The 14,913-nt window shown below is 64.0% G+C and carries 9 protein-coding genes; 5 read left to right on the forward strand and 4 right to left on the reverse strand.

The genetic code is table 11. The features are described from left to right. Positions 1–734: 734 nt before the first annotated feature. The 5 genes from SR882_RS04805 (at position 735) to SR882_RS04825 (ending at position 6,966) form a co-directional block, all read left to right on the forward strand. Entirely contained in the window at positions 735–2,153 is a 1,419-nt protein-coding gene (locus SR882_RS04805; RefSeq protein WP_322522197.1) for a TolC family outer membrane protein, read from the forward strand. A gap of 150 nt (positions 2,154–2,303) precedes the next feature. Beyond that, the gene (locus SR882_RS04810) at positions 2,304–4,517 is read left to right on the forward strand and encodes a type I secretion system permease/ATPase (protein WP_322522198.1); all 2,214 of its coding nucleotides are present in this window, start codon (positions 2,304–2,306) and stop codon (positions 4,515–4,517) included. Beyond that, entirely contained in the window at positions 4,514–5,929 is a 1,416-nt protein-coding gene (locus SR882_RS04815) for an HlyD family type I secretion periplasmic adaptor subunit (RefSeq protein ID WP_322522199.1), read from the forward strand. The genes SR882_RS04810 and SR882_RS04815 overlap by 4 nt, the downstream gene beginning before the upstream one ends. Positions 5,930–6,006: 77 nt before the next feature. Beyond that, a complete protein-coding gene (locus SR882_RS04820; RefSeq protein WP_322522200.1) occupies positions 6,007–6,582 on the forward strand; it encodes a response regulator transcription factor in 576 nt (191 codons plus the stop codon). An 18-nt stretch (positions 6,583–6,600) separates the two neighbouring features. Beyond that, the gene (locus SR882_RS04825; protein ID WP_322522201.1) at positions 6,601–6,966 is read left to right on the forward strand and encodes a tryptophan synthase subunit beta like protein; all 366 of its coding nucleotides are present in this window, start codon (positions 6,601–6,603) and stop codon (positions 6,964–6,966) included. Between the two features lie 96 nt (positions 6,967–7,062). Here the strand turns inward: SR882_RS04825 and SR882_RS04830 are convergent, their stop codons facing one another. The 4 genes from SR882_RS04830 to SR882_RS04845 all read right to left on the reverse strand — a co-directional run bounded on the left by SR882_RS04830 (position 7,063) and on the right by SR882_RS04845 (position 14,792). Further along, positions 7,063–8,991, reverse strand: coding sequence for a bifunctional diguanylate cyclase/phosphodiesterase (locus SR882_RS04830; RefSeq protein WP_322522202.1), 1,929 nt, complete (start codon positions 8,989–8,991; stop codon positions 7,063–7,065). A gap of 7 nt (positions 8,992–8,998) precedes the next feature. Further along, the gene (locus SR882_RS04835; protein ID WP_322522203.1) at positions 8,999–9,721 is read right to left on the reverse strand and encodes a transglutaminase-like cysteine peptidase; all 723 of its coding nucleotides are present in this window, start codon (positions 9,719–9,721) and stop codon (positions 8,999–9,001) included. A gap of 209 nt (positions 9,722–9,930) precedes the next feature. Next, entirely contained in the window at positions 9,931–14,418 is a 4,488-nt protein-coding gene (locus SR882_RS04840) for an Ig-like domain-containing protein (RefSeq protein ID WP_322522204.1), read from the reverse strand. Continuing rightward, a complete protein-coding gene (locus tag SR882_RS04845) occupies positions 14,325–14,792 on the reverse strand; it encodes a retention module-containing protein (protein ID WP_322522205.1) in 468 nt (155 codons plus the stop codon). Before SR882_RS04845 ends, SR882_RS04840 begins: the two co-directional genes overlap by 94 nt. Between the last annotated feature and the right edge of the window lie 121 nt (positions 14,793–14,913).

Consider the following 14,913-nt stretch of genomic DNA (forward strand, 5'->3'; position numbering starts at 1 on the left):
CATGGTTTTAGGGAAACTCTGCACGAATACCAAGCCCCGCCGGGCGGTATGGCATTCGTGCAGCGTTTCCCCAGAAGAGCGCGGATGATATCAAAGCCATCTGATCGCGTGGAGTCGACTTTTGGCGGGATGCGTCATTTGCCCGCGCGTCTCGGCAGTCGCCGGCGTGCCGGTTGCTCGCCTGTGCGAATGCCGCCGAGGGTCCGGATTTTCGTAGGCATCCTCGGTTGCCGCCATGAGTGGTGCTGGATCGTGGTCTGATTCGGGACGCCACACGGCGCGCGAGTGCCTGCGCCTTTCGCTTGGGGTTCTCGCAAGTGGTTGACGATCTGGCAATAATTTCCTGTTCCTTTTTGTTCCTGTTGTGCCGAAGGCGTGTCGGGATAAGCTCCAAGCGAGAATCGGCGGCCTCCATGGGCACGTGAAGGCCATGCGGGGTTCAAGCGCGTCACCCGCCTGTGAGTGGCGCGCCTGCGAGGCGCCGGTTCGGGCATGGGGGCCTCTGTGTCGTGCTCGGCCTGACCCGAAATCGAACCACAGCTGGCTACCCGTCGAGTCTCGAGTTGCAAGGTATTTGGCTCCGAATCGGAAGGTTGAGCCGCTTGATGCCGCCAATGGACTGGGCAGGGGATTTGGAGTCTTTAAGTCAATCGAAGGCCGGACGTAGCTGGATGGCTACGTGCCGGTTGTTGGCCAATCGAGGTTATCCACCGAATGGCTAAAGGGATAGGACGATGAAAACAATAAAGCAGAAAACGTTGTCAACGCTGGTGGCTGCCGGGTTGATGGGGGCGCCGATGACCGTGCTGGCGCAGTCAGAGCAACCGGATGACCTGGCCACGGTCGTCCAGCAGGCGATCGAGTCCAATCCGGACGTGCAGTCGAACTGGCATGCGTTTGTCTCGTCGGGACACGATATCGACGTGGCTCGCGGGGGCTACCTGCCCACCGTCGACGCGGTCGCCAGTGTCGGCCAGGAGTCCCGCAACTACGGGGTGAACGAGGACTATTCCGTTGCCGCGGCGGAAATCTCGCTCACGCAGATGCTTTACGACGGCTTTTTCACCCGCTCCGAGGTCGAGCGCCTCGACAACGCTCAACTCGTCCGCTACTACGAATTGCTGGGTAGCGCTGAAGACATCGCGCTGGAGGCACTGACCGCCTACCAGGACGTGCTTCGCCGTCGCGAACTGGTGGACCTGGCGCAGGAAAGCTACCAGGAACATCTCGACGTCAAGGCCCAGATCGAGGAAAGCTCGCAGGCCGGCGTGGCACGCGGGGCGGACCTTGAGCAGATCAACGCCCGCGTGTCGTTGTCCGAGTCCAACTTGGTCACCGAGATCTCCAACCTGCACGACGTGACGGCCCGTTACTTGCGCATCGTCGGTGAGCGACCGGCCGATCGGCTCGCGCCGATCTCCCTGGATGATTCGACCCTGGCCCCCGATGTGGCAGAGGCCTTGAAATTGGCCTACGAGGGCAACCCGTCGTTCCGCGCCGCCCTGCGGGACATCGAATCCTCGCGCGCCGCGGTCCAGAGAGAGCGAGCGTCCTATCAACCGCGACTGAACCTCAATGCCAGCTACGGTGTCGACAATCGCGATGATTTTGGCGTACGCGAGAATCAGCGCGATGCCCGCGTCGGCCTCGAACTGCGCATGAACCTTTATAACGGGGGCAGCGATCGCGCCGCGATCAAGAGTGCCGCCGAGCAGTTGAACGTGGCCAAGAGCCAGCGAGACCGCGCCTGCGTGAACATGCGGCAGACGCTGCAAATTGCCTACAACGATGTGCGCAAGCTCTCCGAGCAGGTGGAGACGCTCAACAACTATCGTCTTTCCGCCGACCGGGTGCGGGTGGCGTATCGCAACCAGTTCCAGATCGGCCAGCGCACGCTGCTGGATGTACTCGACTCGGAAAACGAGTTCTTCCAGGCCAGCCGTTCCTACGTCAACGCCGAGGCCGATCGCCGGGTGGCTATTGCCCGAGCGCTTGCAGCCAGCGGGCGTCTGCTCGAGTCGCTGGACGTCCGCCGCGACGGCCTGCCCAGCCTTGCCGATCTGGGAGCCGAGCGCCTGCCGGTCGACACGGATTCTGCCTGCCCGAGCGTCGACGTCGCGATGAACCTCCCCGAGGTGCCCCGCACGCAATGATTGACGGACACCGCTCTCATGGTGAATCGTTCCCTCTGCATCGGGAGCGGCGGGATGCCTGTGCCGTGTGCTCCGGGCTGGTGGCGTTGATCCTGTCGGCCACCCGTGCAACGGATTCTCGTTTCTGGACAGGCATGGCGCGGGGGTGGAATGCCGAACGAACGGGTTGAGCGACGCCAAGTTGGTCATGACGGCCAGGATGAGGGGGAAAGCCGGGATGACCAGGCAAGTCGCGAGGGCGGATCAAGCCGCGATGCACTGACCGATTGCCTGATGTTCCTGTGCCGATACCACGGCAAACCCATGTCCCGCGAATCACTGGTCGCCGGGCTGCCGCTCGAGCGGGGTCGGTTGGCACCGCCCGAGTTCGAGCGGGCGAGCAAGCGGGCAGGCCTGTCGAGTCAGTTGGTTTCCGGCAAGCTGACGGCGGTGAATCCGGCTCTCCTGCCGGCCGTTCTCCTGTGCCAGGACGACAGCGCCTGCGTGCTGACTGGCATCGATCGCAAGGCGGGTATCGCCACGGTGGTCTATCCGGAGCTCAACGATGCCGAGGTCGAGGTTGACCTCGAATCCCTCCGGGCCGAGTTCAGCGGCTGGTTCATCTACGTCCAGCCACGCTTTTCGTTCGATGAGCGCGCCGGCAACCTGAAACCGAAGCGTGACCAGCACTGGTTCTGGGGCGTGATTCGCGAGAACCGCAGCCTGTACCGCGACGTGCTCGTGGCGGCGGTGATGATCAACCTGTTCGCCGTGGCGATGCCGTTGTTCATCATGAACGTCTACGACCGGGTGGTGCCGAACGCCGCGACCGAGACGCTCTGGGTGCTGGCGGCAGGGGTGTTGCTCGCGATCAGCGCCGACCTGGCGCTGCGGATCATGCGCAGCCGCTTCGTCGATCTGGCCGCGAGCCGAGCGGACGTGAAGCTCTCCTCGTCGATCATGGAACGCGTGCTGGGCATGCGCATGGCCAACCGTCCCACCTCCACGGGCTCGTTCGCCAACACCGTGCATGCCTTCGAGTCGGTGCGCACGTTCATCGGCTCGATGAGCGTGGTCGCCCTGGTCGATCTACCTTTTGTCCTGCTCTTTGCCGGCATCGTCGCCCTGATCGGCTGGCAGCTCGTGATACCGATCGTGGTGGGCGCGCTGGGTGTGCTGCTGTACGCCTTGAGTGCCCAATCGCGATTGCAGCGGTTGTCCGAGGAAGCCATGCGCGCTGGCGCGATGCGCAACGCGACGCTGGTCGAGGGGCTGACCGACATCGAGACGGTCAAGGCCTTCGGCGTGGAAAGCCGTATCCAGGCGGACTGGGAAAAGACCTCGGTTTTTCTCGCGCAGAACGCGGCACGGATGCGATTGCTGTCCGCCTCGGTGGTCAGCGGGGCGCAATGGGCCCAGCACGCGGTGGGCATCACGATCATCGTGGTGGGCGTTTACCTGATCATGGAAGGTGAATTGAGCCTCGGCGGAATGATCGCCGCCTACCTGCTGTCATCGAGGGCCATGGCGCCAATCGGCCAGGCGGCGGGATTGGTGATGCAGTATCACCAGTCGGCGGCGGCACTGGACTCGCTCGACGAGGTGATGGAACAACCGGTCGAGCGCCCGCCGGGCAAGTCCTGGATCAGCCGGCCCGGCCTGAAGGGCGAGATCGAGTTTCGTGGCGTAAGCTTTTCCTACCCGCAGACCGGCGGGGTGGTGCTCGACGACGTGAGTTTCCGCATTGGTGCCGGCGAGCACGTCGCTGTGTTGGGACGAAACGGGTCGGGCAAGAGCACCATCGAGAAACTGATCCTCGGCCTCTACGAGCCGGATGCCGGCGCGGTACTGATCGACGGCGTCGATGCCCGTCAGATCGATCCGGCGGAATTGCGTCGGGCGATCGGGTACGTGCCCCAGGACATCTCCCTGTTCCATGGCTCGCTGCAGGACAACCTGACCCTCGGGGCGCCGGGCGTCGACGATGCGCGGATTCTCGAGGTCGCCAAACTCAGCGGTCTCGCGCCCATGATCAACCGCCATCCGGAAGGCTTCGACATGCCGATGGGCGAGCGCGGCCAGTTCGTCTCCGGTGGCCAGCGCCAGTCGATCGCCATCGCCCGTGCGTTGCTGCATGACCCGCCTATGCTGGTCCTCGACGAGCCCACCGGCGCGCTGGATCATTCCAGCGAGGCGTCGATCAAGCGCAACCTCCAACAGGTGGCCGGGCATAAAACCCTGCTGGTCAACACCCATCGCAGCTCGATGCTGGAGCTGGTGGATCGCATCCTGGTGCTCGATGCCGGCAAGCTGGTCGCCGACGGACCCAAGCAGGAGGTCATCGAGGCACTGCGCCAGGGACGGATCTCGGGGGCCGAGCGATGACCGAAAAGCGGCGCAAGACATTGGAGGAACGGGGCTTCGAGGGGGTTGGACGGCTGACCGGCACGCGGCGCGAGTCGACGGAGCAACCCCGCCCGGATCGATCCTCTCGTGACGATCGCCCCGGCAGTTGGGCCGCCCAGGCCGGTTGGGCGCAGTTGCAGCAGAGCCCGGTGCGTGCCAGGGCCTTGCTTTACGTGATGTTTCTCGTCCTGATCGCCCTGATTGTCTGGGCCGGTTTTGCGGAGCTTGACGAGGTGACGCGCGGTCAGGGCAAGGTGATCCCGTCGCAGAAAACCCAGTTGGTGCAATCGCTCGACGGGGGCACGGTGCGCGAAATCCTGGTGAGCGAGGGTGACACCGTCGAGCAGGGTGACCTGCTGGTCAAGATCGACCAGACCCGCTCCATGTCGAGCTTGCGCGAGAATCAGGCCAAGCGCCAGGCCCTTCGGGCCGAGGTGGCGCGCCTCGACGCTCTGACTGGCCAGGAGTCCCTGACCTTTCCGCCGGATCTTGAACGTGAGGCCCCCGCCGTCGTTGCCCATGAGCGTCGCCTGTTCGAGTCCAGCCGCCGGGAGCTCGAGGAGCAGATATCAATTCACCGTGAGAAGCTCGAGCAGCGTCGTCAGGACCTGCGTGAGGCCGAGGCGGCACGCACCCAGCATGCCCGCGCGCTCAGCCTCATTCGTCAAGAGCTGAAGGTCACCCGTCCGCTGCTCAACTCCGGTGCGGTATCCGATATCGACATCATCCGGCTTGAGCGCGATGAGGCGAACAGTCTGGGCGAGTTGGCGCGGGCCGAGGCGGCCATCACGCGGGCGAAATCCGCCATCGAGGAGGCAACCGGTCGCATCGAGGAAGTGCGCCTGAATGCCTTCAATCGCTGGCGTACCGAGTTGTCCGATGCCAGTGCCCGGCTTGAAGCACTGGGTGAGGCCGCGGTCGGTCTCGTCGACAGGGTGGAGCAAACCGAAGTCAGGGCGCCGATGGACGGCACCGTGCAGCGGCTGTTCATCAACACCACCGGCGGGGTGGTCGGGCCTGGACGCGAGATTCTCGAGATCACGCCGTCGAACGACCAGTTGCTGGTCGAGGCGCGTATCAATCCAAAGGATATCGCCTTCCTGCGGCCCGGCCTGCCGGCCAAGGTGAAATTCAGTGCCTATGACTTCACCCAGTACGGCGGGCTGGACGCAACGGTTACCCACATCAGCTCGGACACCATTACCGACGATGACGACAACACGTTCTACCTCGTGCGCCTGGAAACCGAGGCGGCGGGCTTCTCGCCGGAGCAGCCCATTCTGCCGGGCATGATGGCCGAGGTGGATATCCTCACCGGCAAGAAGACGGTGCTGGAATACCTCCTCAAGCCCGTGCTGCGCGCCTTTTCCCAATCGATGTCCGAACGATGAATGCCCCGACACATGTCTTCCTGACCGAACCCGGATTCCATACCTCGCGATGGCAGAGTGCCTTCCCCGAGGCGTCGGTGGTCGATTCGACCCAGTCGCTCGGCGGACTGATCCAAAGCGAGCCAGCCGCGGGCCTCACCGTCGCCTGGGTGCTGACGGGCCTGCCGGCCTGGGAACGGGTGATCGAAGGCCTGGTGGACCAAAGGGCGAGCGTGATTGCGATGAGCCGTCAGCCCGATATGAACGAGTTCCGTACCGCGCTTGGCCATGGTGCCCGCGGCTATGTGCACGCCGTGTCGCCACCGGACCTGCTAACCCAGGCTGCCCAAGCGGTACTGTCCGGCGGCATGTGGCTGCCCGCGGAGGTCGTCAATGGGGTGGTCCGGGTGCTGTCGACGTCATTGGATGGCGACGCGGACGTCACGCGGGCCGGCGATACGCTGCTGGCCAGTCTGACGGAACGGGAATCCGCAGTGGCCGAGGCCGTCGCCTCCGGGTTGAGCAACAAGGAGGTTGCCCGCCGGCTCGAGATTACCGAGCGGACGGTCAAGGCCCACCTGGGCTCAGCCTTTCGCAAGCTCGGTGTCCGTGATCGAATGCAGTTGATGGTCCGATTGCGGATGGCAACGGAGGGGAAACGCGATGTGGGCTGATCGCCCCAGGGGTGGCTAATGGGCAGTGTCTACGTCAGACGCGACGAGAGCGGGGAAATCCTCAAGCTGGGACGGGAGCCGGAACCGGACATGACCGAGACGCTGCCCGCCGATGACCCCGCCGTGCAGCGATTCATCCATCTGTCGCACGGGGCCGATCCGGCCGCGGTCGCCGAGGCCCTGCAGCGCTCGGACGCCGAGCTCGTCCGCGTGGTCGAGGACCTGACCAACTTGTTGATCGAGAAGGGTGTTATTCGGTTCACCGAACTGCCCACGGCCGCCCAGCGCAAGCTCCTCGATCGGCGCCAGTTGCGTCGTGATCGCAAGGCGCTGGACCTGATCGCTGGGTCGGACGACAACGGCGACGATCGCTTCATGCCCTAAGCGCTGTCGCGGCGTTATCTCTCCGTCCGCCGTTCTCGGCCGCCCGAGTCATCCGGCCCGTATCGGGCCAGCACCGTATCGGGCCGGGGCTTCGTGTCAGTCCGGGAGGCCGGGACCACTTGCCCCGTCGATCCCCAGGTCGCCCAGCCCTGCCAATTCCTCTGTCGAGCGCACGCCATCGGCAATGACGGTCAGGCCGACGGCGTGGGCCATGCCGGTAATCCCGCGTAGGTAATTGCGGTTCGATTCGTTGTCGCGCAGGTCGGTTGTCAGCGACCGATCGAGTTTGATGTAGACCAGGCCAAGCTCGTGCAGGGCATCAATGTCGATCAGGCGGTGGCCGGCTTTCTCGATGCCGACGCGGTATCCCAGCGGAGCGGCGGCCTCGCAGAATTCGCGAAATGCGACCGGATGGTCGATCACCGACCGTTCCGCCACCTCGAGCGAGACCTGATCGGCCAGATTGCTCCGTAACGCCAGCAAACCGATCAGGCGGTGGCGAGCTACATCATCCAGCAGCGTTTCGATAGAGAGGTTCAGGGCGATGGGCTCCCGGTCATCCTGGTTGGCCAGGCGCTCGAGTTCGCCCTCGACCACGGCCAGATCGAGCTGCGGCAGCAGACCGAGACGGCGTGCCCAGGGGAGGAATTGGCCGGCGGTCCAGGTGTTGCGGTCCTCGTCGAGTCGCAACATGGCTTCGCGATGGATCAGGCGGCCATCGAGGCGCCGGGTGGAAAAGTGGACGGCATGGATATCCCCACCCTCGATGGCGGCGCCGAGGATCTCGCGCCAGTCGTCGCTGCCATGCAGTTGTTCGGCCTGATCGATGGCCCGCGCCCGTTCCAGACAGGTGGTCTGACGATGTTCGGCACGCGCCAGCCCGTCATCCAGACGGGTCAGGATCGCCGAGCGATCGTCTCTCGAGCCGAACGAGTCCGCGGCGAGGGCGAATTGCAGCGGCGCGGCGTCGGAATGGCGTTCGGCCAGTTGGCGCATGCCCGCTTCGAGTTGGTTCGCAATCGGTTCGATATCCAGCAGATCGGTGAGCACGAGCGCGAAATCGCTGCCGTTGAGGCGCGCGATGTGGTCGTCGGTGAACTGGTCCCGGTGGCGGCGCGCGATCTCTTCGATACGTGCCGTGACCTCGCAGATCAGGGTGTCGGTGTCCTGGTGGCCCAGCCTTCGATTGATCTCCGCCAGGTTCACCAGCCGGACCAGGAAAATCCCGTGGTGGCAGTTGGGGTCATCATCGGCAAGCAGGGCGGTCATCACGTCATCGAATCGGGCGCGGTTGCCGACCCCGGTGAGCGCGTCGCTCTGTAGCCGTTGCCGCATTTCCTCGAGTCGGGCACGCTCCTCGCCCAGCATCTGTCGCACGCGCCCGGTGAGAATGTTCATGGCCCGGACGACCCGGCGGAATTCCAGGGTGCGCGGTTCGCTCGTGGTGACAAAGCGCTGGCTGCCAATGGCCTCGGCTTGCCGGACGACGTCGACCAGCGGGCGAGTGAGCGACTTGAGCACCAGTGACCCGATCAGGCCGAGTACGGCCGCGATCGCGAAGAACCAGTAGAACAGCTCGACGGTGGTATCCCAGAGGGCCTCGAGGGCAAAGCCGCTGAGGCTTTCGACGTACAAGGTGCCGTACTGTTGCCAGCCGTCCGGGATCTGCGCAACACCGGGATCGACCCGCAATTCGGCAAGCTCGGCGAACCAGTCGGGCACGTCGCCCAAACCGGCGTCGTCGCGGGTGCGCGACGCGATGGGATCGCCTTCCGGATCGATGATTTCCAGTCGCTGGTAGTGCCCGGTGTCGAACTGCGCGGCAAGCATCAGGTCGATCAACACCGGGTCCTTCTCCACCTGCGAGAGCGACAGGGCCAGGGTGTTGGCATTGTCGATATTCTTGAGGCGCAACTGCTCCTCGAAATAGCCGCGCGCGCTCTGGAAACTGATCACGAGGCTGCTGACGAACGCGATGATCATCACCGAGGCGATCGCGATCCAGAGTTGTCTGTTCAATGCCATGGCGGGGTCACTCATTCTGCCTTGTCGAGGTGTCGCTGGAAGCCGTGGGCGCGGGGAGGCGGATGCCTTCCGCCTGGGTGCGCTCGAGCACGTCGCGCCAGCGGGAAAGACGGTCGGTCGCCCGGTCGGCTTGGCGTTCCTGGCCGCCGACCCACAGGCCTTCGCTATTGAAGCTGAATACGGGGGTGAGATCCGGGCGACGGCTGGCCGGCGCGACCAGACGCACGAGGCTGTCGAGGATCAGGGGTTCGGCCTGCGGTTCCGGGTAATAGCCCAGCACCATGTGCGCGCGGCTACCGCCGCCCATCCGGGCGCGAACATAGATAAGACGCAGCTGGCGGTTGTCGATGCCCGCCTCGAGGAGCACGAGGTACTTTGCGATGGCAAAGTCTTCGCAATCGCCCGCACCGTGGCCGATCGTCTCCACCGGCGAGGCCCAGTAATCGGACTGGCCCCAGAGCTGAGTGTCTTCGACGTAGCGGATCTGACGGTTGAAGAAGGCGTTGACGCGTTCAACCCGCTCGTTTGGCGCGAAATGGCTGATCTCGTCGAGCAGTTCCTCGAGTCCGTCGACTACCGGTAGCCGATCTGGCCCGAAACGGTCCTCGACCTCGGCCTTGAGCGTGCCGAAATCCACGCGCACCTCGGCCAGCCCGAAACCGTGCATCGACGCGGCAAGAAGGAGGGCGATCGCGGCAGCGACGAGTCGGATTGTCCCAGATGCCGGCATCCACACCGTCCCGTGAGGTCAAGTTCCACGGTTCGCATCGAGCAGGGCGCTCAAGCGAGGCTGCCTACGGATCGCTCCGTCGGCAGCCATCCCCTCTAACGGCGGGGCGAACCGGAAACGTAGCACGGCGCCGCCGGGCGCCGTGGTCGAGTCATGACACGATCCTACCCCACTTCGCGACGGCCTACACCGTCCGGGGCGCACCCGGATCAGGTGTCGATCTTCAATTGACCGCTGTCGAGCATGTTCTGGATAAGCTCATCCGAGTTGGTCGCGCCATTAAAGTCGCTGAACGACTTGCCTTCCATCCGGATCGTCTGGGTTTGCCCGCTGGTGCCGCCATCGTGGCTGACCTGGAACACGAGGTCACTGCCGTCTTCCGTAACGGAAAGGAAGTCGGCGACCGGCTGCTCGGCCTCGTCAACCAGCAGGTCACGCAGGTCGAGCACGTCGTTGCCGGTGCCGAAGTCGGTGATCACGTCGTTGGCCGGGCTGGTAGCATTCCCTTGGTCATTCAGCTCCCACTTGAATACGTCGTCGCCAAGCCCGCCAGTGAGGGTGTCGTCCCCCTTGCCGCCGATCAGCACGTCGTCACCGGCATTACCAACGAGCTCATCATTTCCCAGTCCGCCGAAGAGGACATCGTCGTTCGCGCTGCCGCTAAGCGCGTCGTTGCCCGTTCCACCAAGGGTATAGGTGGTGGCGTCGCTGGTGACGTTGCCGTCGGAGTCGGTGGCAACGGCGGTAAGTGCGCCGGTGGCGCCGCTCGCCGGGGAGATGGTCGTGTTCCACGCTCCATCGCCATCAGCCGTCACGCTATCGACCACTGAGCCGTTGCCATCCGTGATTTCGACCGTTGCTCCTGCCTCGGCACTGCCACTGATTTCGGTTTCGCGAAACCCAACAGTCGTGTCATCTTGATCGTTGACCGCATAACTTGGGTTGTTGAACCAGCCTCCTTGCTCGATCCCGGTGGAGTCGATGACCAACACCTTCTCCTCTCCATCGACTGACCCGCGGAAAACCACCAGGTCTCGGCCATCCGGTTGAAGTGAAACCTCGTCGGAGCGCTCGACGGTGCCGAGCATTGTTCTGGTTTCACTGCCAATCGGGAATCCCCAGAAGTAAGTGTCTTCAGTCCAGGAGATCTGATATTCGCTGCCGACATCAAATTCGAAGGTGTAACTGCTGTTTTCTGTGGCTTGGATAGCAATGTCCCGCGTATTGGAAGTATCCAAACGGTTGCTTCGGATGAACCCACCGGAAACATCGTCTGCGTCTCCAACACCGAAGCTTTCGGTGCCCAAACCACCGTCCCAGACTTTTTCGATCACATCATCGGCATCACCGCCGATCTTCCAGGTGATCGATTCAATAGCCACACCCGAGGTGTCGAGCGCGGCGGTATCGGTGGCCGTGGCGTCGTTGCCGGCCTGGTCACTCACGGTGGCGGTTACCTCGAGATTGCCGTCGTCGAGGCCACTCAAGTCAGCGGTGGTGCCGTAGCTGCCATCCGTATCGACGGTAGCGGTGGCGTTGACGGTATCGGTGCCATCGGTGATCGCCAGGGAGACCGCCTGTCCCGCTTCGACGTCGGTGGTGTTGCCAAAGATCGGCGCGTTGGTGGCATTCGCGGCATCGACGTCGTCGAGGGTGACGGTGATGCCGGCGAGGGTATCGGCCGGCAATGCGGTGGCGGTGGCCTCACCGGAGGTGTTGCCTGCCTCGTCTGACAATGAGGCGGTGATGGTGGCCTCGGGTTCGAGGGCGACGGTGATGCCATTGTCGATGTCGTCCTGGCTCAGGACGACCGTCTGCTCGGTGCCACCAGTGACCTGGTAGGTGAGGGTGTCACCGACCTCGGAGCCGGCCACCGCGATGGTGGCATTGACCGTCCCGTCTTCACCGAGCTCGTCGGCGTTGTAGATGCCATCGTCATTGGCATCGGCCGCCTCGATGGCGATGGTCGGGGTGGCGATCTGCGTGTCACGCAGGGCATCGGCCGAGCCCTCGTCGGAGGTATTGCCGGCCTGATCGGTAATCGTCGCAGTAACTTCCAAGCTTTCGCCTTCGTCGGGTGCCGTCAGTTCGGTGACCACCTCGTCGGCATTGACCTGTTGCTCGGACAGCGTGATGTCATTGCCATTGACCGTCAGGGTGTCACCCGCCACGGCGTTGGTTTCGCTGAGCCCGATCGTCACGGAGACATTGCCGCCTTCGCTGATTTCATCAGCCGTGATGAATGCGTCACCGTCGGCGATGGTCACGCTCGGGGCATTCGGCGCAGTGGTGTCGAAGGATGCCGGCACGGCCGTGTCCGTTTGCGGGGCATCGATCGTGACGGTCACCGACTCGCTTTGCTCGCCCTGGCCATCAGTCACGCTGTAGGTGAACTCGGCCGGGCTGAAGGTCTTGTAGTCGATGCTGTCGACAAAGTACTCGCTGCTGTCGTTGGACGACCCGCTTGCCTGGTAGCCGTCAGCGTACTCGGTGGCGGTGAAGCGCAGTTGATCGAAGACGATGCCTTCGGGCAGGCTGAAGCTGCCGTTGTCTCCGCCCGTATTGAAGTCGACCGGCTCACCATTGAGGGCCGCCCCGTCCACGCCACTGAAGGTCCAGGCGCCGACCTGCTCACCGTCGAGATAGGCCTCGACCTTGCCTACCTCGCCTTCGTTCTTGATCAGGCGACTGACCCCAACCTCGGCGCCATGCGCCGGCTCGTCGAAATCCATGACCAGGGTCTGGGACTGGCCATCCCGGTAACCGAGCTGATTGGGGACCTGCTGCTGGAGGTTGTTGTCGCTGTCGTCACTGACGCCGACACCGTTCCCCTGGAAATTCAGCAGCGTGTTGTCCTGCTCGCCGTCGTAGCCGTAGGCATACAGAGACAGCCCCGAATCAGCGCTCGGCGCCTGGCTCAAGTCGACGGTGACCTCGGCACTGGCCGTTCCGTCGTCCATCCAGTAGAACGTGGAGGCATCGGAAAACTCGTTCCCTTGCTGTGCCGGCGCGAAGGTGCCGTCGCCGTCAACGTCGATGAAGAGCGTTCCGATGACGGGAACCGAGTCCAGCGTAAAGTTCAGTTCGTCGAGGGGCGTTTCTGCATCATTGCCTCCCAGCGTGGCTGACGGTTCTGCGTTATCGCCATCGACCGTGCCGTCCACCGAAAACTGTTTGAACAGCAACGGGTTCCCGGACACGCTCTCCGGGAGCACGCTTTCCGCCCCGAAGATCTCCGCTGACGTCGATACGGGATCGGCGACAGGGGGAGTGTTCACTGCATACTCGCGCTCGGCCTCGGCAGAGAACGGATTGCCGGCCTCGTCGGTGCCGGAAACACTGGCATCGACTTGGCTGTTGTCGGCGAGCAAGCTGCCCGGGACGTCGATGGCGTAGTTGCCGTCGCCGTCGACCTCGCCGGTTCGGGTCTCGCTGCCGATGGTCAGGGTGACGGTGTCGCCCTCGGTGGCATCACCACCGACCGAGCCGGTGATGGTGATGTTGCCGTCGGCTTCCTCGCCGTTGATCACGTCGTCACCGGCGATGGTGTCGATGCTGATGGTGGCGCCGGCCTCGGTGTCGACGCCGTATTCCCGGTCGGTGTCGGCAGAGAACGGATTGCCGGCCTCGTCGGTGCCGGAAACACTGGCATCGACTTGGCTGTTGTCAGTGAGCACGCTGCCCGGGACGTCGATGGCGTAGTTGCCGTCGCCGTCGACCTCGCCGGTTCGGGTCTCGCTGCCGATGGTCAGGGTGACGGTGTCGCCCTCGGTGGCATCACCACCGACCGAGCCGGTGATGGTGATGTTGCCGTCGGCTTCCTCGCCGTTGATCACGTCGTCACCAGCGATGGTGTCGATGCTGATCTCGGCGCCCGCGAAGGTGTCGACCTGGTAGGGGCGGGTGGCAGAAGCGCTGTAGGGGTTGCCGGCATCGTCGCTACCGGAAACGGACGCCTGCACCAGACCGCCTTCCGGTACGGGCAGTGGGAAATCGCCGTTGCCAAAGTCAGGGTTCTGGCCTTCCCGGAAATCCGGGTTCTGAAACTCGGGCGGCAAGTCGATGAATCCGCCGCTGGCCAGGAGGCTGCCCGGTACGTCGATTGCGTAGTTGTTGTCGCCGTCGACAGTGCCGCTGAAGGACTGCCCCCAGATGGTCAGGGTGACGGTGTCACCTTCGCTGGCGTCGCCGCCGACGGAACCGGTGATAGTGATGGTCTCGCCGGATTCCTCTTCATTGATCACGTCATCGCCCGCAATGGTATCGATGGTGATCGTGGCCTCGGCCTGGGTGTCGAGGATGGCCGTGTCGGTGTCGGTCGCCTGGTTGCCGGCTTCGTCGCTCACGGTGGCCGTGGCGGTGAGCTCCCCGTCGGAAAGCGAGCTCAGGTCCTCGACGACCTGGTAGCTGCCGTCGGCTTGAACGATGGCGCTGGTGCTGACGGTGCTCTCGCCGTCGCTCACCTCGATGGAGACGGTCTGGCCGGCAGCGACGTTGGTCGTGCTGCCGGAAATCAGACTTTCGGTGACGCTCAGGCCATTCTGGTCGTCCAGGTTGACGGTGATGGCCGGGGTGGTCTCGGTCTGTTCGGCGGCGAGGCCGTTCACGCCCGGGATCGGCTCGTTCGGTTCACGCGCGGGGCCGGCGAAGTCGAATGCCAACGGGTCGATCTGCTCGACGATCCGGCTGACTTCCACCAGCGTCCGGCACCACCGGCGTCACCACCGCCGGTGGTGCCGGCCGCGGGGTCTTCCAGTTGTTCGAGGATGTCACCGTCGCCCTCGAGGAGCGCGAGAACTTCTTCGACGCCTGCGTCGGTCACTGTTTGCTCGTCACTGCTCGATTGCGCGTCGGCGAGCATCTCGTCGGACATCAGCAGGAACTGACCGCTGGCCAATTGGACGGTCTCGCCGCTGCCCAGGTCAAGGCTGACCCGAGCATTCTGCGCAGTGACCACTGTCTCGCCGACATAAACGGCGTCGCCCTCCTGGAGCAGACGCATCTCGCCATCCGCCGAGCGCGCCCAGACATCCCCGTCAACTTTCAGAACAACCGCGATTGCTTCAGCCATGACCATCTCTCCGTTATCGGTCGACGCGCGTTACGGCAATGGCCGGCGGGTCGACATGTCTGCTTGTATACGGAGTCTCGGCGGCAACGCGGGGCATGTCTATTGGCCAAAGGTACAACCC

The organism is Guyparkeria halophila (assembly GCF_034479635.1).
Classification (GTDB): domain Bacteria; phylum Pseudomonadota; class Gammaproteobacteria; order Halothiobacillales; family Halothiobacillaceae; genus Guyparkeria; species Guyparkeria halophila.